This is a genomic window from Sphingopyxis sp. H053 (assembly GCF_001468225.1).
Classification (GTDB): Bacteria; Pseudomonadota; Alphaproteobacteria; order Sphingomonadales; family Sphingomonadaceae; genus Sphingopyxis.
On the sequence record NZ_LNRU01000007.1, the window covers coordinates 330,745 to 353,010 of the forward strand.

Sequence of the window (22,266 nt, forward strand, 5' to 3'; positions counted from 1 at the left end):
CCTTGCCTGCCGCCGTCAGCCGATATGCTTGAAGATCCAGCCGATGCTGGCGCCGCCCGCGGGCGCGGTGCCGGTGACGACGAGCTGTTCGGTCGGGTGCGGCCGGCCTTCGCCGTCGACCCACAGGCTTTGTTCGATGTCGAGCCCGCCTTCGGAGGTGCGGAATTGCCACAGCGGACCGCCATTGATGCGCAGCAGTGCGCCCAATTTGTCAGCGGTGAGGCTCGCCGAAATATGCGCGCCGAGGTGGAAGCGCAGCGTGAACCCCTTGTCGCCCTTGCGCCGCGTGCGCGGGGCGGGGAGGAGCATGTCCTCGCCGCGCAGCTCGCGCCCGTTCGGCGACAGGATCAGGAGGCGGCGGTGAATCAGCCCGTGGCGCCGCGCATAGCCGTCGTGACTCATCTCGACGCGGCTGCCCTGCGGCGTCTCGCGCCGGTCGAGCTCGACTTCGGTCACCCCCTTGCCGAGCGAGCCGTTGGCCAGGATCGCGGTCGAATTGCTGTCGCCCAGCGTCAGTGTCGAATGCGCCGCGGTGGTGCGCAGCCCGCGCGCGAGGTCGGCGGGGATCGTCGCGCCGGTCAGCGCGGCGCCGCCGCAATTGACGACGATCCGCTCGGCGCCGTCGCTGAGTTCGAAGGCGAGGGTCGAGGCGCAGCCCGCTTCGGTCACCCGGGCAATGGGGGGAGGCGCCGCGTCGGCGAGCAGCACGACCTTGTTCGCGACGAGCCGCTGATAGCCCCAGTCGCGCGCCTGCTTCAGCGGCCGCGTGCGCACGCCGCTGGCGTCGACGATCGCCTGGATCGTGGCGGCCGACGTCGCGCCGCTGCCCTGCCAGCTGCCCATGCCGCCGTCGCTGTGGGTGAGGCCGAGCAGCGCCGGGACCGCGCGCGCGAGCACTTCCTGGATGAAGGGCGGCACCTCCATGCGGCGCATGTCGTATATTTTCGCGAGCATCGACAATGCCATGACCGCGTCGAGCTGCGCCTGCGGCGAGCGCGAGATATTGCCGCCATCGGCGTAGAAGCTCGTCTCGAGCACCTTGCGCAGCCCGGCCTCGCCGAAGACCTGCCGCGGCTCGCCGCCGGGCATCAGCAGCGACGCGGCGACGATCCCGACCCACGCGACCATCTGGCCGGTGCCGGGCCGCGTCTTGTCGGCGACACGGTCGAGATGGCGCGCTGCGCGCGCAAGATGGTTGAGCACCGCCGAGCGATAGACGAGGTCGCTCGACGACAGGATCAGCGGCGCATGCGCGGCCCAGAACAGGATGCGCCACGCGCTGTTGTCGGCTTTCCACGCGGGCTCGCTCACGGTCTCGCCGTGGGTGCCGAGCCAGTGGCGGACGACCGCCTCGGCGATCGGCGCGCCGTCGGCGCGCGATCCGGTGGCGGCGAGGTCGCGCAGCCAGGCGAAGCTGTGGAGATAGTCGGCAAAGGTCGGTGCGACGGTGAGCGCGGCGAAGTCGAGCTCGCCGAGCGGCAGCTTGAGACCGCGGTGGAGGAAATGGCCGGCACGGATCGCGGTGCCCGCGCGCGTGTCGCCGGGCACCGGATCGACCGGCACGCCGAGCAGCTTGAGCGGAAAGCGCCCCTTCAGGCGGAACGCGTGGAGCGGTGTGCGCCAGGTCAGGCGCGTGATCGCATTGGCGACGCGGTCGCCGAGCGAAAGGCCCTTGTCGGCAGGAAGGCGGATCAGGCGCTTGCCGGGTTCGATCGTGTCATCGATGGCGTCGGCGGCGGCGCCCTCCGGTTCATCTTCTGGAGCGGTCACCGGTCTTGCCATGTTCAGGCGCCGCCGCGCAGCCGCCGGATATTGTCGGCATAGGCGTCGGGGCCGCCCTTGAAGGTCGCGGTGCCCGCAACGAGCACGTCGGCGCCCGCGGCGATCGCGAGCGGGGCGGTGCCCGCATCGATTCCGCCATCAACCTCCAGCCGGATGTCGCGGCCCGATTTGTCGATCATCTTGCGGACCGCCTCGATCTTCCTCAGCTGGCTCGAAATGAAGCTCTGGCCGCCAAAGCCCGGATTGACGCTCATAATCAGGACGAGGTCGATATCGTCGATCAGATAGTCGAGCATCTTCGCCGGGGTCGCGGGATTGAGCGACACGCCCGCCTGCTTGCCGAGCGACTTGATGTGCTGGACGGTGCGGTGGATGTGCGGCCCCGCTTCGGGATGGACGGTGATGATGTCGGCGCCCGCCGCGGCAAAGGCGTCGAGGAAATGGTCGACCGGCGAGATCATCAGATGGACGTCGAAGGGCAAGGTCGAGTGCGGGCGCAAGGCCTTCACCACCGCCGGGCCGATCGTCAGATTGGGGACATAATGGCCGTCCATGACGTCGATATGGACCCAGTCGGCACCCGCGGTCTCGATCGCGCGCACTTCCTCGCCCAGCCGCGCAAAATCGGCGCTGAGGATCGACGGGGCAATGCGGACGGGCGTGGTGGCGGCGGTCATAGAAACCGGCCTTAACCATCTAGCGAGTCGGGGGCAAGCGGGGCGGGGCGGCTATTGGCAGCTATCCCCAAATAATGTCGCGCGACGCTATCGCCAGCGCCAGCCGCCCTCGGTCTTGGCGCGATAGATCGGCATCGGGGCGAGCCCCGCGAGGACGACGAGGATGGTCATCGGAACGGGCCTGTCGCGGAAGAGCCAGGCGAGGCCGGCGATCATCGCGATATGAAGCGCGAGGAAGAACCAGCCTTCCCACACGAGCGGCAGGCCGGTGCCATAGCCGTGGCGCTTGGCACGAAACCAGGGGCTCTTTCGCATGAACAGGTGGAGCATGATCAGCTTTCCTCTTTCGGCGGCCGTCCGCGTCTGGCGGGAACCGGCGGTTTTACCGTCATGCCGCGCCGCGCCAGCGCCTCGCGCAGCAGTATCTCGATTTCGGCATTGGCGCTGCGCAGTTCGTCCGCCGCCAGCCGCTCGATCGCCGCATAGAGCGCGGGATCGAGGCGGAGGGCAAAGGCTTTTTTGGACTGCGTCGGCATTGGAACAAACCTCTATCCCCGTTCGCATCGAGCGAAGTCGAGATGCCGGGAGGTCGTGTACCCACGATGGGTGTCTCGACTTCGCTCGACACGAACGGGATTTTTACGTCAGTAAAGCGAACCGGCGTTCACGACCGGCTGCGTGTCGCGTTCACCGCACAGCACGACCATCAGGTTCGACACCATCACCGCCTTGCGTTCGTCGTCGAGGTCGACGACGCCCTTTTCGGACAATTGGGTCAGCGCCATCTCGACCATCGTCACCGCGCCTTCGACCAGCTTCTTGCGCGCCGCGATCACCGCCTCGGCCTGCTGGCGGCGGAGCATCGCGCCGGCGATTTCCTGCGCATAGGCGAGGTGGGTGAGGCCGCATTCGTCGACGGTGATCCCCGCGACGCTCAGCCGCTCGATCAGCGCCTTGCGCAGCTCGACCCCGACCTCGTCGTGGTTGCCGCGCAGCGTGACTTCCTGATGCTCGATGTCGTCATAGGGGTAGCGCGAGCCGATCGAGCGCACCGCGGCCTCGATCTGCGCCATCACAAATTCCTTGTAATCGTCGACGTCGAACAAAGCCTGCGCGGTGTCGGTGACGCGCCACACGACCTGCGCCGCCATCTCGATCGGGTTGCCGCGGAGGTCATTGACCTTGATCTTGTCCGAAATCACGTTGTTCGCGCGCACCGCGATTTTCTTGCGCGTCAGCCAGGGGAGCACCCAGCGCAGCCCTTCCTCGCGGTCGGTGCCCTTGTACGCGCCGAACAGCTGGATCGCCGCGGCCTCGTTCGGGTTGATGAGGTAGAAGCCGCACAGGATCAGCAGGCCCACGACCGCCGAGGCGACAACGACGATCCATTTCCACGCGACCATATATTCGGCGTTGGCGTTGGTGATCCCCGCCCAGGCGGCGACGCCCAGCAGCAGCAGCCAGATGAATAGCATCAGATAGCCGCTCTGCGTAGCGGCGCGTGTCTCGCGGCTGCGGTTCAGCGCGGGAGTCCCTGTTTCGACCATTTTGCCCTCCGAATCATTCGATATAAAGATGATATCATATTTATATCGAATCGGGTGGAGGTCAATCGGGATTCGAGCGAACAGACGCTCATGTCGGTTTCGCTGCGGCAAGTTGGCACAACGGCCGGAGTTGGGTTCGATCGTGTTTAGACCGGGATGTGTGGCAATCGGTGTGGTTGCCCATGGCGGCCGGCTGCGGCAGCATCGAAGCATACTCAAGTTCGGACTTCAAAACTGACGCGCTCGTGCGCGAAGGAGGACAGATGCTCCAGGGCAAAAAACTGGTTCAATCCATGTTCGCGCGGAGCGGCTACAGGATTGTAAGATCAGAATCCCGCATGCGGTATCGGCCGACCGCAGCCGACGCGCGCCACTCTGCCAGCTTACTCCATGAGATACTTCCCGTGGTGCAGCACAATGCGCTGACCGGAGAATGGCCGACACCGGCATTTCTTGAGGATTATTTCGATGCAAGCCGCCTTGCGATGGCTCGCCTTCTGCTCGATCAATGCGACGCCGAAGACGTCGAAATCGCGGGCAAGCGCGTTCTGGACATCGGGTGCCACGCAGGGAGCCTGCTGCGCCTCATGCACGCCAGATACCCGGAAGCCTCGCTCTTTGGATGCGACATCAGCGATGTGAAGCTCGCGATGGCCAAACGCGCCTGCCCGGACGCCGAACTCTTCTTCAGCGCGCTTTCGGACCTTCCCCGGTCATCGCGCTACGATGTGGTGTTCCTGATGGAAGTGCTTGAGCACACGGTCGATCCCGAAGCCGTTGTCCGGCGCCTGCTCGATATTGTGTCTGCTGCCGGGACGCTCATATTGACGGTTCCCGATGGGCGGAAGGATCAATTCCCCGCCAAGGAATATCATGCGGAGTTTGATTCCTACGCGGGCCACATCAACTTCTGGAGTCCGGAGAGCTGGCGCTATTTCCTTATGCGGACCGCTCCCGAGTGGAAACTTCGTACAGGAACGCTGCCGACTGGACATTTGTTCGCAGCGCTAAGCATGAAGAATAAGGTGAATTAGGATAAACAAAGGGGGCGAAATCGCCCCCTTTGCCTCCCCGGTATCGTTCGCTTATTCGGTCGGAAAGCCGCGCTTTTTCAGCAGCGCTTTCACGTCGGGATCGCGGCCGCGGAAGGCGCGATAGGCTTCGGCGCGGTCGGTTTCGTTGCCGGTCATCAGCAGGATCGTGCGGAACTTGTCGGCAACGCCGCGGTCCCACGGGCCGCCGGCTTCGGTGAAGGCGGCCCAGGTGTCCGCGTCCATCGTTTCGGACCAAAGATAGCTGTAATAGCCCGCCGAATAGGCGTCCGAGCTGAACAGATGGCCGAACTGCGGCAAGCGGTGCCGCATCACCAGTTCCTTCGGCATGCCGATTTCGGCGAGCGTCTCGCGCTCGAACCTGTCGACGTCGGTGGGCGGCGTCTTGCGGTCGTGCAGCTTCATGTCGACGATCGCGCTCGACAGATACTCGACCGTCGAAAAGCCCTGGTTGAACTTGTCGGAGGCGAGGATCTTGTCGACCAGCGCCTGCGGCATCGGCGCACCCGTCTTGTAGTGCGTCGCATATTTCGACAGCACTTCGGGGGTCATCAGCCAATTCTCGTTCACCTGGCTCGGATATTCGACGAAGTCGCGCGGCACCCCGGCGAGCGCGGGGTAATAGATGTGCTGCAGCAGATAATGGATGCCGTGGCCGAATTCGTGGAACAGCGTCGTCGCATCGTCGAGGCTGATCAGCGTCGGCTCGCCCTTCGCGGCCTCGGTGAAATTATTATTGTTCGACGCGAGGACGTTGCGCTCGCCGCCGAGCGTCTGCTGGCTGCGATAGGTCGTCATCCACGCGCCCGAGCGCTTTCCGTCGCGCGCGAAATTGTCGAGATAGAAGACGCCGACATTCTCGTTCGTCTTGAGGTTATAGACCTCGAAGGTGCGGACCTTGGGATCGAACACAGGGATCGTGCCGGTGTTCTCGCGGAAACCGAGGTCGTAGAGCTGCCCCGCCGACCAGAACATCGCGTCGCGCAGCTTGTCGAGCTGGAGGTACGGCTTCACTTCGCTTTCATCGAGGTCGTATTTCGCCTTGCGGACCTTCTCCGAATAGAAACGATAGTCCCACGGTTCGATGGTGATCTTGGGCCCCTTGCCGGCCTTGGCTTCGGCGTCGGCGATCGCCTGCATGTCGGCGACCTCTTCCTTCACGCGCGCGACCGCGGCGGGCCAGACCTTCATCATCAGCCCCATCGCGGCTTCGGGGGTCTTCGCCATCGTGTCGGCCATGCGGTAATGCGCATGCGTCGGGAAGCCGAGCAGTTCGGCGCGCTGCTGGCGCAGCTTCAATATCTCGACGATCGTCGCATTGGTGTCGTTCGCGTCGCCATTGTCGCCGCGGCTGATAAACGCCTTGTAGACCTTCTCGCGAAGCGCGCGGTTGGTCGCGCCCTGCATCACCGGCTGCGCCGACGAGCGGGTGTTCTTGATCGCCCACTGGCCGGGCTTGCCATTGGCTTCGGCCGCCGCGGCGAGCGAGGCGACGAAGCCGGGCTCAAGACCCGCGAGCTCGGCCTTGTCGGTAACGAAGGTATAGAGCTTCTCGTCGCCGAGCAGCTTCGACGAGAAGGCCGAGAACAGCCCTTCGAGCTTCGAGTTCATCTCGACCAGCTTCGTCTTGTTCGCGGGCGACAGGTTCGCGCCGTCGCGGACCATCTCGTCGTAGCTGCGCTCGACGATGCGGATTTGCTGCGCGTTGAGGCCGCTGTTGTTCCGCTTGTCGTACACCGCCTTGTAGCGCGCGAAGAGCTTCGGCTCCAAAAACAGCTCGGTGTAGAAGGTCGTGAGCTTGGGGCTCCATTCGGCGTCGATATCCTCGACGCGGTCGTTCGACTTGTTCGACGTCTGCACGCCCCACAGCGCGAAGAGGCGGTCCATCGTGTCGCCCGCGAGCATCATCGGGACGTGCGTGTTCTCGAACGTCGGCGCGGCGGGATTGTCGATCACCGCCTGCACCTGCGCCTTGGTCTCGGCCATGCCCTTGACGAAAGCGTCGGGGAACAGCTCGGGGTCCATCTTGTCCCACGGCGGCACCCCCTCGAACGGGCCGGTCCACGGCGCGAGCATCGGGTTCTGGCCCGCGGGCGTGGCGGGGGTCAGCTTTGCGGCGGCGGTCGGTTCGGCGGCGGTTGCAGTGGTCATCTGGCTATAACCCACGATCATCGCGGTGGATGCAAGCATGATCGACAAATGACGGGCAAAAGGCTGCGCGGTGCGCGACATCGATAAATCTCCCCGGAGGATAAGGTTTCGAACGAAACCATGTCGGGGGCCGCCTTAACCTTATATGACAGCGGGGTGCAAGCCGCCTAAGCGCCAAAATCCTGCTGGATCAGGCCGGGCACGTCGACGCGGAAGGCGAACACGCCGCCTGCGTGCGGCTGCTTCGCGCGCTCCTCGTCGGTCAGATTTTTGCCCGCGCTGGTGACGAACGCGGTCTTGAGGTCGGGTCCGCCAAAGGCGATCATCGTCGGGCGCTGGACCGGCAGCTCAACCGTCTGGATCAACTCGCCTGCGGGTGAGAAGCGCACGACGCGCCAGCCGTCCCACAGCGCCGACCAGTAACAGCCCTCGGCATCGACCGCGGCGCCGTCGGGGCGGCCGTTTCCGAACTCGAACTGGTGGAAGATGCGGCCGTTGCTCAGCGTGCCCGCGGCCGGGTCGACATCATAGGCGCGGATCGCATGCGTCGGCGTGTCGGCGTGGTAGAAGGTGCGGCCGTCGGGGCTGAAGGCTGCGCCGTTGCTCGTCGTCAGCCGTCCGAAGATTTCGGTCAGCGAGCCATCGGGATCGAGCCGGTAGAGCGTGGCCGCGGGGTTCGCCTTGTCGCTCGTCAGGCTGCCGACCCACAGCCGCCCCGCGGCGTCGACACGGCCATCGTTGAAGCGCTGTTCGGGTTTGTCGGCGAGCACCGCTGGCCCGAACGGACGCGGTGCGGCACCCCACCCGTCGATCAGCGCGCAGCCATTTTCGAGCGCCGCGACCAGCCCGCCGCGCGCCCGCGGCGCGATGCACCCGACCTGCTCGGTAAGCTCCATCACCTCGTCGGCGCCGCTTGCTGGATCGGTGCGATGGATTTTGCGGCCGTCGATATCGACCCAATAGAGGCGAGCTTCGGTGGCATGCCAGAAGGGCGATTCGCCAAGCAGCGCGCCGGCATCGAGAAGCAGTTGGACCATGGAGCGGGTCTTAGCGCGGCCCGCCGATGCTGCCCAGCGGCTGCAAACCTATTCGCTGTGCTGGATGCAGCCGCCGCGTAATTTTCCTTCGTCATCCCGGAGGAAAGGCAGGGCGACGAAAGAGTCTCATGCCGTAGCGTCTTTCTACTTGACGTGGACGTAAACGTAAGGTCTTTTGAGCGGGAAAGATGCGGCCGACTCCCCGCTTGCGTTCGGCTGTTCTCAGGGAAAGGAACCATATGTCGCTCGATAATCTATCGCGCTCCGCCTACTCCGAAGATCATGAGGCGTTTCGCGCCACGGTACGCCAGTTCCTCGAAAAGGAAGTCGCCCCCAATGCGGCGAAATGGGCCGAGGATGGCATCGTGCCCAAGGATATTTGGCCCAAGGCGGGCGAACTCGGCATGCTGTGCCCGACGGTGCCCGAGGCATATGGCGGGCTCGGCCTCGACTTCGGCTATAACGCGGTCGTCGACGAAGAAAGCGCCTATTATGGCCGCGCCACGACGGGCTTCTCGCTCCAGTCGGACATCGTCACCAGCTATATCGTCAAATATGGCAGCGAGGAGCAGAAGAAGCACTGGCTGCCCAAGATGGTGTCGGGCGAGGTGATCACCGCGATCGCGATGACCGAACCGGGCACCGGCAGCGACCTTCAGGGGATGCGCACGACCGCGAAAAAGGATGGCAATCATTATGTCATCAACGGGTCGAAGACGTACATCACCAACGGCCAGAACGCCGACCTCATCCTCGTCTGCGTCAAGACCGACACCGAGGTCCAGCCGGCGTGGAAGGGCGTTTCGATCGTCCTCGTCGAAGCCGACCGCGAAGGCTATGAGCGCGGGCGCAACCTCGACAAGATCGGGCAGGACGAGGCTGATACGTCGGAAATGTTCTTCAACGACGTGCGCGTACCGATCACCAACTGCCTCGGCGAAGAGGGGCAAGGCTTCATTTATCTGATGAGCGAGCTTCCGCAGGAGCGCCTGTCGATCGCGGTGAGCGCGCAGGCATCGGCGCAGCGTGCGTTCGACGACACGGTCGAATTCACCCGCGACCGCAAGGCGTTCGGCAAGCCGATCCTCGATTTCCAGAACACGCGCTTCGTGCTCGCCGATCTCAAGGCCAAGCTGCAGGTCGGCTGGGCGCACCTCGACTGGGCGCTGAACCGTCATATGAAGAAGGAGCTGACCCCCGAGGAAGGCGCCGCGGCGAAGCTGTGGCACACCGACCTTCAATGGGAAGTCATGGACAAATGCCTCCAGCTCCACGGCGGCGCGGGCTATATGAACGAATATCCGATCGCCCGCGCCTGGCGCGCCGCGCGCGTGACGCGCATCTTTGGCGGTACGAACGAGATCATGAAGGAATTGATCGGGCGGAAACTCTGAAGAAATTCTCTCTCTCCCCTTGCGGGAGAGAAAGACTTGGCTTGGCGGCGTGCCGCCTAGCAAGTCTTGAGGGGGGCTTACCTCGGCACTGTAACGCGACCCCCCTCTCCCAGCTCCGCCCCGGATCAAGTCCGGGGCTCCACATCCCTCTCCCGCAAGGGGAGAGGAAGAAGGTGAAAGGAATTCTCCCATGGCTACTGCTTATATCGTCGACGCCGTCCGCACCGCGGGCGGCAAGCGCGGCGGCCGGCTCGCGGGCGTCCATCCCGTCGACCTCGGCGCCGCGGTGTTCGACGCGATCGCCGACCGCAATGATTTCGACCCCAAGGCGATCGACGACGTCATCACGGGCTGCGTCAGCCAGGGCGGCCAGCAGACGATGGATCTGGGCCGCAACGCCGTGCTCGCCTCGAACCTCCCCGACTCGATCCCCGCGGTGACGATCGACCGCCAGTGCGGCTCGTCGCAGCAGGCGATCCAGTTCGCCGCGCAGGCGGTGATGTCGGGGACGCAGGACATCGTGCTCGCGAGCGGGATCGAAAGCATGACGCGCGTGCCGATGGGCACCGTCGCGACCCTGTTCATCAAGGAAGGGCTCGGCCACTACAAATCCGAGCGGCTCGAGGAAAAATATCCCGGCATCATGTTCAGCCAGTTCATGGGCGCCGAGATGATCGTCAAGAAGCATGGCTTCACCAAGGACGACCTCGACGCCTATGCGCTCGAAAGCCATCGCCGCGGCGCCGCCGCCACCGAAGCGGGGCATTTCAAGCGCGAGATCGTCGGCGTCGAGATCGACACGCCCGAGGGCCGCCAGGTGCATCTGGTCGACGAAGGCATCCGCTTCGACGCGACGCTCGAGGGCATCGCCGGGGTCAAATTGCTCCAGGAAGGCGGCGCGATCACCGCGGCATCGGCGAGCCAGATCTGCGACGGCGCCTCGGCGGCGCTCGTCGTTTCGGAGCAGGCGCTCAAGGATCACAATCTGACCCCGCGCGCGCGCATCCACCATATTTCGGTGACCGCGGGCGATCCGGTGATCATGCTCGAAGAGCCGTTGTTTGCGACCGAACGCGCGCTCAAGAAGGCGGGCATGACAATCGGCGACATCGACGCTTATGAGGTCAACGAGGCGTTCGCGCCGGTGCCGCTCGCCTGGCTCAAATATCTCGGCGCCGATCCCGCGCGGATCAACCAGCATGGCGGCGCGATCGCGCTCGGCCACCCGCTCGGCGCCTCGGGCACCAAGCTGATGGCGACCCTTCTCGGCGTGCTCGATGCGACCGGCGGCAAATATGGCCTGCAAACGATGTGCGAAGGCGGCGGCCAGGCCAACGTCACGATCATCGAGCGGCTTTAAGCAATCCAGCGTCGCCCCAGCGAAAGCTGGGGCCGCTATCCACCCGGCGCACCGTCGCCAGCGATCCCAGCTTTCGCTGGGATGACGAAAATCAGAGAGGACAATCCATGAAACTCGACTCAACCGTATCCGCCGTCGTCACCGGCGGCGCCTCGGGCCTCGGCGCCGCCACCGCGCGTGCGCTCGCTGCGAAGGGCGTCAAGGTCGCGATCTTCGACCTGCAGGAAGAAAAGGGCCTCGCGATCGCGGCCGAACTCGGCGGCATTTTCTGCGAATGCAACGTCACCGACGACGCGTCGGTCGACGCCGCCTTCGCCAAGGCGCGTGAAGCGCATGGGCAAGAACGCATTCTCGTCAATTGCGCGGGCACCGGCAACGCGATCAAGACCGCGAGCCGCTCGAAGGAAGACGGCAGCATCAAGCATTTCCCGCTCGATGCGTTCAACTGGATCATCCAGATCAACCTCGTCGGCACCTTCCGCTGCATCGCCAAGTCGGCGGCGGGCATGCTGACGCTCGATCCGATGGAAGACGGCGAGCGCGGCGCGATCGTCAACACCGCATCGGTCGCGGCCGAAGACGGCCAGATCGGCCAGGCGGCTTACTCCGCATCGAAGGGCGGCGTCGTCGGCATGACGCTCCCCATCGCGCGCGACCTCGGCAACGAGAATATCCGCGTCAACACGATCCTGCCCGGCATCTTCGACACTCCGCTGCTCGCCGGCGCGCCGCAGCCGGTGCGCGACGCGCTCGGCGCTTCGGTGCTCAACCCCAAGCGTCTCGGCGTCCCCGCCGAATATGCCAATCTCGCGATGTGCATGATCGAGAATGGTTATTTCAACGGCGAGGACGTCCGCCTCGACGGCGGCATCCGCATGGCGCCGCGCTGATATGCCCAAACCGGAAAGCTGGCGGCTCGACGCCGCCAGCTACCCCGTCTGCATCGAATTGCAGACGCGTTTTCAGGACATGGACATCAACGGCCACCTCAACAATGTGGCCTTTGCCGCCTTGTTCGAGAGCGGCCGCGTGCTGCTGAACCGGCAAATTCGTCCATGGGACGAGCGTCCCGCGAACGAGCGGACGATGGTCGCGGCGGTCGAGATCAACTATCTCGCCGAGGGCAATTTCCCCGATCCCGTGCAGATCGCGACGGGCATCGGCCGGCTTGGCACCTCGAGCTGGACGATCGTGCAGGCGATGTTCCAGAACGGCCGCGCGATCGCGACGTGCGACACCGTCGTCGTGTGCCGCACCGACGGGCAGGCGAAACCGCTCCGTCCCGAAATGGTCACGGAACTCGAAGCGAATCTGGTGAAACCGGTCTAGAGATTCTTGTCGGCGTCCGGGACCGAGCGGATCAGGTCGCGCGCGAACCCGATCAGCCCGATCTGGCGGCGGCGCTTCAGCCGCTCGGCGCGCAGGATGGCGCGGACCTCGTCGAAGCAGCCTTCGACATTGTCGTTGATCAGGACATAGTCATAGCCGTCCCAGTGGCTGATCTCGTTCGCGGCGCGTTCCATGCGCGCGGCGATCACCTCGTCGCTGTCGGTGTTGCGGCTGCGCAGACGGCGTTCGAGTTCTTCCATCGTCGGCGGCAGGACGAAGACACGGACGACGTCGGGGCCGGCCTCCTGATACAGCTGCTGCGCGCCCTGCCAGTCGATGTCAAACAGCACGTCCTTGCCCGCATCGAGCAGTTCGTCGACCCGCGCGCGCGGCGTCCCGTAACGGTGGCCGAAGACATGCGCCCATTCGAGGAACTCGCCGTCGGCCGCCATCTTCTTGAAGGTATCGGTGTCGACGAAATGATAATGGACGCCGTCGATTTCGCCGGGGCGCGGCGGGCGCGTCGTCGCGGAGATCGAGAGCGCGATATCCTTGTCGGCCTCGAGCATCATCCTCGAAATGGTGGTCTTTCCCGCGCCCGAGGGCGAGGAGAGGACGAATAACACGCCGCGGCGGTTCAGGTGGACGCTTTCAGCCATGGGCGCTATTCGCCAAAGCAGCCGCGCGGGTCAAGCGTCGTATGCGGGTTCCACGTCCGTGGAACAGGGGGGAGCCGGGCATGGCAGAAATTTCACGAACCGGATGGCTGGTGGCCGCCGCGCTGGTCGCGCTGCTCGCGGCGATATTGCTCGGCATGGGCCGCCCGCCGATCTGTCCGTGCGGTACGATCAGCCTGTGGCACGGCAGCGTCCAGTCGAACCAGAACAGTCAGCAGATTTCGGACTGGTACAGCTTCAGCCATGTGATCCACGGCTTCATCTTCTATGGCGTGCTGCGCTGGATCCTGCCGCACCGGCCGCTGTGGGTGCCGCTCGCCATCGCGATCGGCGTCGAAGGCGCATGGGAAATCCTCGAAAATTCGCCGATCATCATCGACCGCTATCGCGAAGTGACGATGGCGTTCGGCTATTCGGGCGATTCGGTGCTCAATTCGGTGAGCGACACGCTGTTCATGGTGCTGGGCTTCCTCGCCGCCAGCAAGCTGCGCTGGTGGGTTACGGCGGCGCTCGCGATCGTCTTCGAGCTTTTCACATTGTGGACGATCCGCGACAATCTGACGCTGAACGTGCTTATGCTCGTCTCGCCGGTCGAGGCGATCAAGGAGTGGCAGGCGGGCGCCTAAGAAATAGGGTCGCCCCCGCGCAGGCGGGGGCCGCAAGCGGTCTAGAGCTGCTGCGAAGTGACAAGCCGACGGCGGCCCCCGCCTTCGCGGGGGCGACGGGTTCGCTTAATGGATCGCGGTGCTGCGCCCATTCGAGTCGACTGGGATCGCCGGCGGCAGGGCATCGCCGATCGTCTGCCCGTCGGTCGGTATTTTGGCGGTGCCGGCATAGGTGTCGACCACGCCCGCCTTTGCGAGTTCGGGGTCGAGTGCATGCGCCTCGGCCGCCGCCTTGCGCGCCTCGGCGCGCTCGGCCCATTTCTTGGTGAGATAGCCCGCCGCGACCGTCGCCGCGAGGACGGCGTAACGCTGCGGGAAGAGGCGTCGCGCCGCGAACAGCGTGCCCGCGCCGATGACCGCTCCGGCCATGGGATGATTGCCCTTTTGGCGTCCGATGGCGCTTCCTAGAACGCCGCCTACGATCCGACCGATCATCTTCATCTCTCCTTCCCCTCATCAATCCCCGGAAGGCCCCGCGGGTTCCCGCTCAGCCTTCGGGGCCCAGCATCGTGCGCGGATCGACGACGCGGTCGAAGGTGTCGCTGTCGACATAGCCGAGGTCGAGCGCGGCTTCCTTCAGCGTGCTGCCCGTCTCATGCGCGTGCTTCGCGATCTTCGCCGCCTTGTCATAGCCGATTTCGGGCGCGAGCGCGGTTACGAGCATCAGCGAGCGGTTCATCAACTCGTCGATGCGGGCGCGATTTGGCTCGATTCCGACAACGCAATGCTCGGTGAAGCCCGCCATGCCGATCGCGAGCAGCTCGATCGAGCGCAGCACGTTCGACCCGATCAGCGGCTTGAACACGTTGAGTTCGAGATGGCCTTGGAGGCCCCCGACGGTCACCGCCTGATGGTTGCCGATCACCTGAGCCGCGACCATCGTCAGCATCTCGCACTGCGTGGGATTGACCTTGCCCGGCATGATCGAGCTGCCGGGCTCGTTCGCGGGCAGGTCGAGTTCGCCCAACCCCGCGCGCGGGCCCGAGCCGAGCAGGCGGATGTCGTTCGCGATCTTGGTGAGCGCGACCGCCAGCGTGTTCAAAGCGCCCGAAAAGAAGACAAGCCCGTCGTTCGATGCCAGCGCCTCGAACTTGTTGGGTGCGGGTTCGAACACGATCCCGGTGCTTTTCGACAGCTCGGCGGCGATCGCTTTGTCGAAACCGGCGGGAGCGTTGAGCCCGGTGCCGACCGCGGTGCCGCCTTGCGCGAGCTTGCAGATATCATGGGCGAGAGCGTCTTCGATCCGCGTGCGGCACGCAATCAGCTGCTGGGCATAGCCCGAGAATTCCTGGCCCAGCGTCAGCGGGGTCGCGTCCTGCAAATGGGTGCGGCCGATCTTGACGATATCGCCCCACGCGTCCGCCTTGGCGGCGAGCGCATCGGTCAGCTCGATCAGCGCCGGCAGCAGCCGCGCGGTCGTCTCGACCGCGACCGCGACATGCAGCGCGGTCGGGAAGCTGTCGTTCGACGACTGGCCCATGTTGACATGATCGTTCGGATGCACCGGCGACTTGCCGCCGCGCGTCCCGGCGAGTTTCTCGTTGGCGATGCCCGCGATCACCTCATTGGCATTCATGTTCGACTGCGTGCCGCTGCCCGTTTGCCAGATCGCGAGCGGGAACTGGTCGTCATGGCGGCCGGCGACCACCGCTTCGGCCGCGGCGTCGATCGCGTCGGCGAGGCCGGCATCGAGCCCATGGCGGCGATTGACCCGCGCCGCCGCGCCCTTGATCCGCGCGAGCGCGTGGACGATCGGCAGCGGCATGCGCTCGTGCGCCGGGAAGGCGAAATTATGCCGGCTGCGCTCGGTCTGCGCCCCCCAATAGGCGTCGGCCGCAACCTCGATTTCGCCGATACTGTCGCTTTCGATTCGCGTGCTCATGCTATCAGCATCCTTGTTACCAGCACCGATCCCGCCCAGATCATTGCGACAAGCCCCAGCATCTGCCAATATCCACCTTCGCCGACGCGGCGGCGCAGCCATGCCGCGGCGAGCCACGCGAGCACGAGCGCGGGGGTCAGGATCAATACGCTAAAGCGCAGCAGCCCGTCGGCTATCTGTCCGCGCGGAATATCGCTTTGGGCCAGCGCATAGCCCTCAACCCCCCACCAGAAAGCGGCGGTGAGCACGACCATACCCGCGAGAGCCCAATATTGCCAAAAACGGCTGGGGGGCCAGTTGGGGCCCGCCATCTTAGCGCTTCTTGCCGAAATCCACCGTCACGACATTCGAACCGTCCTCGGTCGTAACCTCGGGACGGTCGTTGTCGGCTTCGTCATGCGGCTCGGGCTGGGTTTCGTCATCGTCGCTGACCTGGAACTGCAGCCCGAAATCGACCGAAGGATCGACGAAGGCGGTGATCGCGGCGTAGGGGATGGTGAGGATCGACGGTGTCTGATTGAACGACAGGCCGACGCTGAAATGATCGTCCTCGACCTTCAGGTCCCAGAAACGGTTCTGCAGCACGATCGTCATTTCGTCGGGAAATTTGGCGATCAGATGCGCCGGAATATCGACCCCGACCGCCTGCGTCTTGAAGGTGATATAGAAATGATGTTCGCCGGGCAGGCTGTCATAACCGACGATCTGGCTGAGCACGCGGCCGACCACGGCGCGCAGCGCGTCCTGCACGATTTCGTCATAGGGAATCAGGCTGTCGCGTACATCGTCACTCATGGGGCGAGGGGATGAACGCGCGCCGCGCGCCGGTCAAGGGGGGAGAATCGCCTTGCAACGCGAAATACAGGCTCTAAGGCGTGCGCCATGCGTACCGCCACCGTCCAGCGCACGACCAAGGAAACGGATATCGCGATCGCCGTCAATCTCGACGGAACGGGCGAATATTCGGTATCCACCGGCATCGGTTTCCTCGACCATATGGTCGAGCAATTGTCGCGCCATTCGCTGATCGACATCTCGATGCAGGTGAAGGGCGACCTTCATATCGACCAGCACCACACCGTCGAGGATTCGGCGCTCGCGCTCGGCGAAGCGGTGGCCAAGGCGCTCGGCGACAAGCGCGGCATCGCGCGCTACGGCGAGGCGCATGCGCCGATGGACGAAACGCTGACGCGCTGCGTGCTCGACATTTCGGGGCGCCCGCACTGCGTCTATAAATCGGCCTTCTCGCAGCCGCGGCTCGGCGAGATGGACACCGAGATGTTCCCGCACTGGTTCCACAGCTTCGCGCAGGCGGCGGGGATCACGCTGCACATCGAGATGCTCTACGGCGAGAATAACCATCACATCGCCGAGAGCATGTACAAGGCGCTCGCGCGCGCGCTGCGTCAGGCGGTCGAAATCGACCCGCGCAAGGGCGATGCCATCCCCTCGACCAAGGGCGTCCTCTAGGGCCAGAAAATGAGCAGCATTGCCCTGATCGACTATGGCGCGGGCAATCTTCGCTCGGTGCATAATGCGCTCGTCGCTGCGGGCGCCGACAATGTTGCCGTCACCGCCGATCCTGATCTTGTCGCGAAGGCAGACCGCATCGTGCTGCCCGGCGTCGGGGCGTTCGCCGCGTGCATGAACGGACTATCGGCGATCGACGGGCTGGTGGGCGCGATGGAACAGCGCGTGCGCGGCGAGGGTGCGCCCTTCCTCGGCATCTGCGTCGGCATGCAATTGCTCGCCGACGCGGGCGAGGAACATGGTCGCCACGCGGGGCTCGGATGGATCGGCGGCACCGTGCGTGCGTTCGATCCGGCGCCGGGCCTGCGCATCCCGCACATGGGCTGGAACGACGTCGTGCCCAGCTTCGCGCATCCGGTGATCGCCGCGGGCGAGGCCTATTATCTTCACGGCTATCATTTCGCCGACGCGGTCGATGTCGCCGCGACCAGCAGCCATGGCGGATCCTTCGTCGCCGCGGTGGCGAAGGACAATATCGTCGGCGTTCAATATCATCCCGAAAAGAGCCAGGCCTATGGCCTCGCGACGCTCGAAAGGTTTCTCAATTGGCGGCCCTGACCATCTTCCCCGCGATCGATCTTAAGCGCGGACAGGTCGTGCGGCTCGCCGAGGGCGATATGGCGCGCGCTACCGTCTATGGCGACGATCCCGCGGCGCAGGCGCGGCTGTTTGCAGGCGCGGGCGCATCGCACCTCCATGTCGTCGACCTCGACGGCGCCTTCGCAGGTGAAAGCGTCAATGGCGCTGCGGTCGAGAGCATCATCGCGGCATTCCCGGGCAAGGTGCAGGTCGGCGGCGGAATCCGCGACCGCGCCGGGGTCGACCGCTGGCTGTCGCTCGGCGTCGAGCGCGTTATCATCGGCACCGCGGCATTGAAGGATCCCGAGTTCGTCAAATCGGCGGCGCGCGATTTGCCTGGTCGGATCGTCGTCGGCGTCGACGCCCGCGACGGCATGGTCGCGACCGAGGGCTGGGCCGATGTCTCGGACGTGCGCGTCGAGGATCTGGCGCGCCGTTTCGAGGACGCGGGCGTCGCGGCGCTGCTGTTCACCGACGTCGGCCGCGATGGGCTGCTCAAGGGCTGCAATGTCGAAGCGACGGTCGCGCTTGCGCAGGCGGTCGCCATTCCGGTGATCGCGTCGGGCGGCGTTGCCGATATCGGCGATATCCACGCGCTGCGTCCGCATGTCGCAAGCGGAATCGAAGGCGTCATCACCGGACGCGCGCTCTACGACGGGCGGCTCGACTTGGCCGAAGCGATTGCGGCGGGAAATTCCCCTCCCGCTGGCGGGAGGGGCTAGGGGAGGGCATGTCGACAATGCTTCCCTCCCGAAACAAGCCCTCCCCCAACCCCTCCCATAAATGGGAGGGGAGCAAGTGACCGTCCGCGTCCGCGTCATCCCCTGCCTCGACGTCGCCGACGGGCGCGTCGTGAAGGGGGTCAATTTCGTTGACCTCCGCGATGCGGGCGACCCGGTCGAGGCCGCGCGCGCCTATGACGCCGCGGGCGCCGACGAGCTTTGCTTCCTCGATATCAGCGCCAGCCATCAGGGGCGCGGCACCTTGCTCGACATGGTCAGCCGCACCGCCGAAGTCTGCTTCATGCCGCTCACCGTCGGCGGCGGGGTGCGCAGCGCCGACGATGCGCGCGCCTTGCTGCTCGCGGGGGCCGACAAGGTCGCGGTGAACAGCGCCGCGGTTGCGCGGCCCGAACTCGTCGCCGACATCGCCGACCGCTTCGGCAGCCAGTGCGCGGTCGGCAGCATCGACGCGCGGCGGGTTGAAGAGGGGCGTTGGGAAATCTTCACCCATGGCGGGCGCAAGCCGACGGGGATCGACGCGCTGGAACATGCCGTCCGGCTTGCCGAACTCGGCGCGGGCGAATTGCTCGTCACCAGCATGGACCGCGACGGCACCAAGGATGGTTACGACCTCACGCTCACGCGCGCGATCGCCGATGCGGTCAGCGTGCCGGTGATCGCATCGGGCGGCGTCGGCAATCTCGACCATCTCGTCGCGGGCGTGATCGAGGGCGGCGCCAGCGCGGTGCTCGCCGCGAGCATCTTCCACTTCGGCGAAGCGACCGTCGCCGAAGCGCACGCGCGGCTCGCCGCCGCCGGATTGCCCGTTCGCGCACATTAATCCGCGCGCGGGGTAGTCATGCGGGGAGGGGGCTGCAATAGAAGCGGCATGACCTCGAAACTGCGCCTCGCCGACCGCACCAACGACATCTTCCCCATTCTGGGCTTCGTTGCTGCGATGGCGAGCATGGCGATGCCGCTCAATGCGTGGGTGGTCGCGTTCATTCTGGCGGGCGCGGTCATCGCGGCGGTCCACCATGCCGAGGTGATCGCACACCGCGTCGGCGAGCCGTTCGGCACGCTGATCCTAGCGCTCGCGGTGACGGTGATCGAGGTCGGGCTGATCCTGACGCTGATGCAGGCCGAACCCGAAAAGGCGCAGTCGCTCGCGCGCGACACGGTGTTCGCGGCGGTGATGGTGATCCTCAACCTGTTGATGGGCCTTTGCCTGCTTAGCGGCGCGATCCGCCATCATGAGCAACGCTTCCAGCGCACCGGCATCGGTGCGGCGCTCGCGACGCTCACGGTGCTCACGGTGGTAACACTCGTGCTGCCCAATTTCACATCGAGCGTGCCCGGACCCTTTTATTCGGCGACGCAGCTTGGCTTCGTCGCGGTCGTTTCGCTGATTCTCTATGGCACCTTTGCGCTGGTGCAGACGGTTCGCCACCGCGACTATTTCCTTCCCGACGGCGATGCCGACGGCGACGGTGTACCCGACGCGCACGCCGCGCCGCCGAGTGTCCAGCGCACTGCGATTTCGGGCGCGCTGCTGCTCGCGAGCCTCGTCGCGGTCGTGCTGCTCGCGAAAAATCTGTCGCCGATCATGGGAGCGCTGCTCGCCGACTGGGGCGCGCCGCCCGCGGTGCTCGGCGTGCTGATCGCGGCGCTGATCCTCGCGCCCGAAGGTCTGGCAGCGGTGCGCGCGGCGAAGGCCGACCGCCTTCAGACCAGCCTCAACCTCGCGCTCGGCTCGGCGCTCGCGACGATCGGCCTCACCATCCCGGCGGTCGCGATCCTGTCGATCATGACCGACTTGCCGATCAGCCTCGGGCTCGACGCCAAGTCGACCGTGCTCTTGTTCCTGTCGCTGATCGTGTCGGTGCAGACGCTTGCGAACGGCCGCACCACGGTGCTGCAGGGGGTGATCCACCTGATGCTGTTCGCGATCTACCTGTTCACGACCTTTGTGCCGTAGCTGTCCCGCCGTCGTAAACGACGGTCAGGTCTTGCGGACGAACACCGTCCCCGCCGAATAGCCCGCGCCGAACGAACAGATCAGCCCGGTGTCGCCCGCCGCCATATCCTCATGATGCAGGTGAAAGGCGATGATCGATCCCGCGCTTGACGTATTGCCATAGGTGTCGAGCACCGTCGGGCTCTCGTCGTCGCTCGCCTCATGCCCCAGCACGCGCTGCGCGATCAGCCGGTTCATGTTGGTGTTCGCCTGGTGCAGCCACAGGCGGCGCATATCGCTGCCCTGGAGGTTCAGCACCTCCATCTGCTCGACGATCAGATTGGCGACCCACGGCACGACTTCCTTGAACACCTTGCGGCCTTCCTGGACGAAAAGCTTGTCGCTCTTCGGTCCCGACTGGTCGATCCCGCCATGGCCGCGGTTGAGGAAGCCAAAATTGTTGCGGATATTGTTGCTGAACTGCGTTTTCAGCTTGGTGCCGAGGATGTCCCAATGCCCCGCGGGCGCGATGCTTTTGTCCTCGACGAGGATCGCGGTCGCGACGTCGCCGAAGATGAAATGGCTGTCGCGGTCGCGCCAGTTCAAATGCCCCGAACAGATTTCGGGGTTCACGACGAGCACGCTCCTCGCGTGGCCCGCGCGGATATAATCGGCGGCGGTCTGGATGCCGAAGGTCGCCGACGAGCAGGCGACATTCATGTCGAACCCGAAGCCGTCGATGCCAAGCGCGTCCTGAATTTCGACCGCCATCGCGGGATAAGGGCGCTGCATGTTCGACGCGGCGCACAGCACCGCATCGACTTGCGAAGCATCGCGCCCCGCGCGCGCCAGCGCGTCCTTCGCGGCAAGGACGCCGATTTCGGCAAGGATCGACAGCTCGTCGTTGCTGCGTTCGGCGATCCGCGGCGCCATATGTTCAGGGTCGAGGATGCCCGTCTTGTCGACGACGAAGCGCGACCCGATGCCGCTCGCCTTCTCGATAAATTCGACGCTCGATTCAGCGAGTTCGGCAATTTCGCCGGCCGCGATGGCCGCTGCATTTTCTCTATTGTGCAGCGCAACATATTGGTTAAAACTTGCGACAAGTTCTTCGTTGGAGATGCGTTCGGCGGGGGTGAAAAGGCCGGTGGAGGAAATGACCGGCTGCGGTGTATGCGACATGTGGCTCTCGTGTGTCTTATCGTTTCAAGACACGCTGATTAGGCTCCGCCGCGGCATCGCGCAACGCCCCCAAATTGCCTGAACGATCGCTAACGTCATGGTTAACCCGCCACTAACCATTTTAGTGGCAGACTGTTTGATGCAGGCCTCCGGGGGGATGGCTCCCCGGGCGCCGTGCGGGAGCACGACCATGGCGACGCGTTCGGGACCGGCAGCAGGCGACCTGTCGATTGCGGAAATCAAGGAATTTGCGGGTTTTCCAGCGGCGACGCAGCGCTACATCCGCCGCTCGCTCGATATCGGGCTCGAACGCGACGATGCGATCGCGCGCTGGTCGCGCGATATGGTCGAGGAAACAGCAATCCGCGTCCAGGCGCGCGTCTATCAGCGTCTGCACGAAGTCCGCGGGCATATCCCCGACGACAGCGGCCTCGACGCGCTCGAACATTTCATGGCGCCGCTGATCGCGGTGTCGGCGTTCGACCTCGGGCAGGACCGGCTGCACGCCTTTGCCCCCTATCGCTTCCTCTATGAACGGCTGCTCGGCGCGCATGCGCGGCCGTGGTTGCCCGGCGCCTTTTGCGCCGCGGCGTCGCTGCCGCACCTGCACCCCGACAAGCGCAAGCTGCTGCTCCAGTCGATCAGCGAAGCCGCGGCGACCGCACCCGGCTGGTCGGCGCGCGAGCCGAGCTTCTATCCTGAATGGGTCGACAAGATCGACGAGACCCGGCCGGCGAACTAGG

Annotated in this window: 25 protein-coding genes; 12 read left to right on the forward strand and 13 right to left on the reverse strand. The window is 65.1% G+C overall.

Features of this window, described 5'->3' with window-relative positions:
* Positions 1 to 15: 15 nt before the first annotated feature.
* The 5 genes from ATE70_RS16020 to ATE70_RS16040 form a co-directional block, all read right to left on the reverse strand.
* On the reverse strand, positions 16 to 1,782 hold the full coding sequence (locus tag ATE70_RS16020) for a heparinase II/III family protein (RefSeq protein ID WP_058538866.1): 1,767 nt from the start codon (positions 1,780 to 1,782) through the stop codon (positions 16 to 18).
* Positions 1,783 to 1,784: 2 nt separating this feature from the next.
* The gene (gene rpe / locus ATE70_RS16025) at positions 1,785 to 2,459 is read right to left on the reverse strand and encodes a ribulose-phosphate 3-epimerase (protein ID WP_037516851.1); all 675 of its coding nucleotides are present in this window, start codon (positions 2,457 to 2,459) and stop codon (positions 1,785 to 1,787) included.
* An 87-nt stretch (positions 2,460 to 2,546) separates the two neighbouring features.
* Positions 2,547 to 2,789 (reverse strand): hypothetical protein, encoded by a 243-nt coding sequence (locus tag ATE70_RS16030; RefSeq protein ID WP_058538867.1) that lies wholly within the window; start codon positions 2,787 to 2,789, stop codon positions 2,547 to 2,549.
* 2 nt (positions 2,790 to 2,791) lie between these two features.
* Entirely contained in the window at positions 2,792 to 2,995 is a 204-nt protein-coding gene (locus ATE70_RS16035; RefSeq protein WP_058538868.1) for a hypothetical protein, read from the reverse strand.
* 108 nt (positions 2,996 to 3,103) lie between these two features.
* Positions 3,104 to 4,006, reverse strand: coding sequence for an SPFH domain-containing protein (locus ATE70_RS16040; protein ID WP_058538869.1), 903 nt, complete (start codon positions 4,004 to 4,006; stop codon positions 3,104 to 3,106).
* Positions 4,007 to 4,188: 182 nt separating this feature from the next.
* Here ATE70_RS16040 and ATE70_RS16045 point away from each other — a divergent pair, with 182 nt between their 5' ends.
* Complete coding sequence (locus ATE70_RS16045) at positions 4,189 to 5,040, forward strand: class I SAM-dependent methyltransferase (protein WP_082639608.1); 852 nt, start codon at positions 4,189 to 4,191, stop codon at positions 5,038 to 5,040.
* A gap of 51 nt (positions 5,041 to 5,091) precedes the next feature.
* Here the strand turns inward: ATE70_RS16045 and ATE70_RS16050 are convergent, their stop codons facing one another.
* Both ATE70_RS16050 and ATE70_RS16055 read right to left on the reverse strand, forming a co-directional pair.
* Positions 5,092 to 7,290 carry a M3 family metallopeptidase gene (locus tag ATE70_RS16050; protein ID WP_058538871.1) on the reverse strand — a complete coding sequence of 733 codons (2,199 nt, stop codon included), beginning with the start codon at positions 7,288 to 7,290 and terminating at the stop codon, positions 5,092 to 5,094.
* Between the two features lie 86 nt (positions 7,291 to 7,376).
* Positions 7,377 to 8,246 carry an SMP-30/gluconolactonase/LRE family protein gene (locus ATE70_RS16055; protein ID WP_058538872.1) on the reverse strand — a complete coding sequence of 290 codons (870 nt, stop codon included), beginning with the start codon at positions 8,244 to 8,246 and terminating at the stop codon, positions 7,377 to 7,379.
* A 239-nt stretch (positions 8,247 to 8,485) separates the two neighbouring features.
* On the opposite strand from ATE70_RS16055, the gene ATE70_RS16060 reads away from it, so the two are divergent.
* The 4 genes from ATE70_RS16060 (at position 8,486) to ATE70_RS16075 (ending at position 12,329) form a co-directional block, all read left to right on the forward strand.
* Positions 8,486 to 9,640, forward strand: a complete 1,155-nt coding sequence (locus ATE70_RS16060) for an acyl-CoA dehydrogenase family protein (protein ID WP_058538873.1) — start codon at positions 8,486 to 8,488, stop codon at positions 9,638 to 9,640.
* A gap of 190 nt (positions 9,641 to 9,830) precedes the next feature.
* Complete coding sequence (locus tag ATE70_RS16065; RefSeq protein WP_058538874.1) at positions 9,831 to 11,000, forward strand: acetyl-CoA C-acetyltransferase; 1,170 nt, start codon at positions 9,831 to 9,833, stop codon at positions 10,998 to 11,000.
* A 107-nt stretch (positions 11,001 to 11,107) separates the two neighbouring features.
* The gene (locus ATE70_RS16070; RefSeq protein WP_037516562.1) at positions 11,108 to 11,890 is read left to right on the forward strand and encodes an SDR family NAD(P)-dependent oxidoreductase; all 783 of its coding nucleotides are present in this window, start codon (positions 11,108 to 11,110) and stop codon (positions 11,888 to 11,890) included.
* 1 nt (position 11,891) lies between these two features.
* Positions 11,892 to 12,329, forward strand: coding sequence for an acyl-CoA thioesterase (locus ATE70_RS16075; protein WP_058538875.1), 438 nt, complete (start codon positions 11,892 to 11,894; stop codon positions 12,327 to 12,329).
* Here the strand turns inward: ATE70_RS16075 and gmk are convergent.
* Positions 12,326 to 12,988: a guanylate kinase gene (gmk, locus tag ATE70_RS16080; protein WP_058538876.1), complete on the reverse strand. Its 663-nt coding sequence runs from the start codon at positions 12,986 to 12,988 to the stop codon at positions 12,326 to 12,328. The two genes, ATE70_RS16075 and gmk, sit on opposite strands and share 4 nt — an antisense overlap.
* A gap of 80 nt (positions 12,989 to 13,068) precedes the next feature.
* On the opposite strand from gmk, the gene ATE70_RS16085 reads away from it, so the two are divergent.
* A complete protein-coding gene (locus ATE70_RS16085; RefSeq protein WP_058538877.1) occupies positions 13,069 to 13,632 on the forward strand; it encodes a DUF2585 domain-containing protein in 564 nt (187 codons plus the stop codon).
* Between the two features lie 105 nt (positions 13,633 to 13,737).
* Here ATE70_RS16085 and ATE70_RS16090 read toward each other — a convergent pair whose 3' ends face one another.
* The 4 genes from ATE70_RS16090 to ATE70_RS16105 all read right to left on the reverse strand — a co-directional run bounded on the left by ATE70_RS16090 (position 13,738) and on the right by ATE70_RS16105 (position 16,348).
* The gene (locus ATE70_RS16090; protein ID WP_231732678.1) at positions 13,738 to 14,040 is read right to left on the reverse strand and encodes a hypothetical protein; all 303 of its coding nucleotides are present in this window, start codon (positions 14,038 to 14,040) and stop codon (positions 13,738 to 13,740) included.
* A gap of 118 nt (positions 14,041 to 14,158) precedes the next feature.
* Positions 14,159 to 15,553 (reverse strand): class II fumarate hydratase, encoded by a 1,395-nt coding sequence (fumC, locus tag ATE70_RS16095; protein WP_058538879.1) that lies wholly within the window; start codon positions 15,551 to 15,553, stop codon positions 14,159 to 14,161.
* On the reverse strand, positions 15,550 to 15,864 hold the full coding sequence (locus ATE70_RS16100) for a hypothetical protein (RefSeq protein ID WP_058538880.1): 315 nt from the start codon (positions 15,862 to 15,864) through the stop codon (positions 15,550 to 15,552). The genes fumC and ATE70_RS16100 overlap by 4 nt, the downstream gene beginning before the upstream one ends.
* Before the next feature lies 1 nt (position 15,865).
* On the reverse strand, positions 15,866 to 16,348 hold the full coding sequence (locus ATE70_RS16105) for an SspB family protein (RefSeq protein ID WP_037516578.1): 483 nt from the start codon (positions 16,346 to 16,348) through the stop codon (positions 15,866 to 15,868).
* A gap of 87 nt (positions 16,349 to 16,435) precedes the next feature.
* Between ATE70_RS16105 and hisB the strand changes: the two genes are divergently transcribed.
* The 5 genes from hisB to ATE70_RS16130 all read left to right on the forward strand — a co-directional run bounded on the left by hisB (position 16,436) and on the right by ATE70_RS16130 (position 20,362).
* Entirely contained in the window at positions 16,436 to 17,023 is a 588-nt protein-coding gene (gene hisB / locus ATE70_RS16110; protein ID WP_037516580.1) for an imidazoleglycerol-phosphate dehydratase HisB, read from the forward strand.
* A 9-nt stretch (positions 17,024 to 17,032) separates the two neighbouring features.
* Positions 17,033 to 17,641, forward strand: coding sequence for an imidazole glycerol phosphate synthase subunit HisH (gene hisH / locus ATE70_RS16115; protein WP_058538881.1), 609 nt, complete (start codon positions 17,033 to 17,035; stop codon positions 17,639 to 17,641).
* On the forward strand, positions 17,629 to 18,384 hold the full coding sequence (hisA, locus tag ATE70_RS16120; RefSeq protein ID WP_058538882.1) for a 1-(5-phosphoribosyl)-5-[(5-phosphoribosylamino)methylideneamino]imidazole-4-carboxamide isomerase: 756 nt from the start codon (positions 17,629 to 17,631) through the stop codon (positions 18,382 to 18,384). Before hisH ends, hisA begins: the two co-directional genes overlap by 13 nt.
* 76 nt (positions 18,385 to 18,460) lie before the next feature.
* Positions 18,461 to 19,225: an imidazole glycerol phosphate synthase subunit HisF gene (gene hisF, locus ATE70_RS16125; protein ID WP_058538883.1), complete on the forward strand. Its 765-nt coding sequence runs from the start codon at positions 18,461 to 18,463 to the stop codon at positions 19,223 to 19,225.
* A 48-nt stretch (positions 19,226 to 19,273) separates the two neighbouring features.
* Positions 19,274 to 20,362, forward strand: a complete 1,089-nt coding sequence (locus ATE70_RS16130) for a calcium:proton antiporter (RefSeq protein WP_058538884.1) — start codon at positions 19,274 to 19,276, stop codon at positions 20,360 to 20,362.
* Positions 20,363 to 20,386: 24 nt separating this feature from the next.
* On the opposite strand, the gene ATE70_RS16135 is transcribed toward ATE70_RS16130, so the two are convergent.
* Positions 20,387 to 21,523, reverse strand: a complete 1,137-nt coding sequence (locus tag ATE70_RS16135; protein WP_058538885.1) for a beta-ketoacyl-ACP synthase III — start codon at positions 21,521 to 21,523, stop codon at positions 20,387 to 20,389.
* A gap of 190 nt (positions 21,524 to 21,713) precedes the next feature.
* On the opposite strand from ATE70_RS16135, the gene ATE70_RS16140 reads away from it, so the two are divergent.
* Positions 21,714 to 22,265, forward strand: a complete 552-nt coding sequence (locus ATE70_RS16140) for a hypothetical protein (protein WP_058538886.1) — start codon at positions 21,714 to 21,716, stop codon at positions 22,263 to 22,265.
* The last annotated feature ends 1 nt before the right edge of the window (position 22,266 follow it).

Excerpts from the sequence above, each read along its gene's own strand:
- ATE70_RS16020 (WP_058538866.1), bottom strand. The coding sequence starts at position 1,782 with ATGGCAAGACCGGTGACCGCTCCAGAAGATGAACCGGAGGGCGCCGCC.
- rpe (WP_037516851.1), bottom strand. The coding sequence starts at position 2,459 with ATGACCGCCGCCACCACGCCCGTCCGCATTGCCCCGTCGATCCTCAGC.
- ATE70_RS16030 (WP_058538867.1), bottom strand. The coding sequence starts at position 2,789 with ATGCTCCACCTGTTCATGCGAAAGAGCCCCTGGTTTCGTGCCAAGCGC.
- ATE70_RS16035 (WP_058538868.1), bottom strand. The coding sequence starts at position 2,995 with ATGCCGACGCAGTCCAAAAAAGCCTTTGCCCTCCGCCTCGATCCCGCG.
- ATE70_RS16040 (WP_058538869.1), bottom strand. The coding sequence starts at position 4,006 with ATGGTCGAAACAGGGACTCCCGCGCTGAACCGCAGCCGCGAGACACGC.
- ATE70_RS16045 (WP_082639608.1), top strand. The coding sequence starts at position 4,189 with ATGGCGGCCGGCTGCGGCAGCATCGAAGCATACTCAAGTTCGGACTTC.
- ATE70_RS16050 (WP_058538871.1), bottom strand. The coding sequence starts at position 7,290 with ATGTCGCGCACCGCGCAGCCTTTTGCCCGTCATTTGTCGATCATGCTT.
- ATE70_RS16055 (WP_058538872.1), bottom strand. The coding sequence starts at position 8,246 with ATGGTCCAACTGCTTCTCGATGCCGGCGCGCTGCTTGGCGAATCGCCC.
- ATE70_RS16060 (WP_058538873.1), top strand. The coding sequence starts at position 8,486 with ATGTCGCTCGATAATCTATCGCGCTCCGCCTACTCCGAAGATCATGAG.
- ATE70_RS16065 (WP_058538874.1), top strand. The coding sequence starts at position 9,831 with ATGGCTACTGCTTATATCGTCGACGCCGTCCGCACCGCGGGCGGCAAG.
- ATE70_RS16070 (WP_037516562.1), top strand. The coding sequence starts at position 11,108 with ATGAAACTCGACTCAACCGTATCCGCCGTCGTCACCGGCGGCGCCTCG.
- ATE70_RS16075 (WP_058538875.1), top strand. The coding sequence starts at position 11,892 with ATGCCCAAACCGGAAAGCTGGCGGCTCGACGCCGCCAGCTACCCCGTC.
- gmk (WP_058538876.1), bottom strand. The coding sequence starts at position 12,988 with ATGGCTGAAAGCGTCCACCTGAACCGCCGCGGCGTGTTATTCGTCCTC.
- ATE70_RS16085 (WP_058538877.1), top strand. The coding sequence starts at position 13,069 with ATGGCAGAAATTTCACGAACCGGATGGCTGGTGGCCGCCGCGCTGGTC.
- ATE70_RS16090 (WP_231732678.1), bottom strand. The coding sequence starts at position 14,040 with ATGGCCGGAGCGGTCATCGGCGCGGGCACGCTGTTCGCGGCGCGACGC.
- fumC (WP_058538879.1), bottom strand. The coding sequence starts at position 15,553 with ATGAGCACGCGAATCGAAAGCGACAGTATCGGCGAAATCGAGGTTGCG.
- ATE70_RS16100 (WP_058538880.1), bottom strand. The coding sequence starts at position 15,864 with ATGGCGGGCCCCAACTGGCCCCCCAGCCGTTTTTGGCAATATTGGGCT.
- ATE70_RS16105 (WP_037516578.1), bottom strand. The coding sequence starts at position 16,348 with ATGAGTGACGATGTACGCGACAGCCTGATTCCCTATGACGAAATCGTG.
- hisB (WP_037516580.1), top strand. The coding sequence starts at position 16,436 with ATGCGTACCGCCACCGTCCAGCGCACGACCAAGGAAACGGATATCGCG.
- hisH (WP_058538881.1), top strand. The coding sequence starts at position 17,033 with ATGAGCAGCATTGCCCTGATCGACTATGGCGCGGGCAATCTTCGCTCG.
- ATE70_RS16130 (WP_058538884.1), top strand. The coding sequence starts at position 19,274 with ATGACCTCGAAACTGCGCCTCGCCGACCGCACCAACGACATCTTCCCC.
- ATE70_RS16135 (WP_058538885.1), bottom strand. The coding sequence starts at position 21,523 with ATGTCGCATACACCGCAGCCGGTCATTTCCTCCACCGGCCTTTTCACC.
- ATE70_RS16140 (WP_058538886.1), top strand. The coding sequence starts at position 21,714 with ATGGCGACGCGTTCGGGACCGGCAGCAGGCGACCTGTCGATTGCGGAA.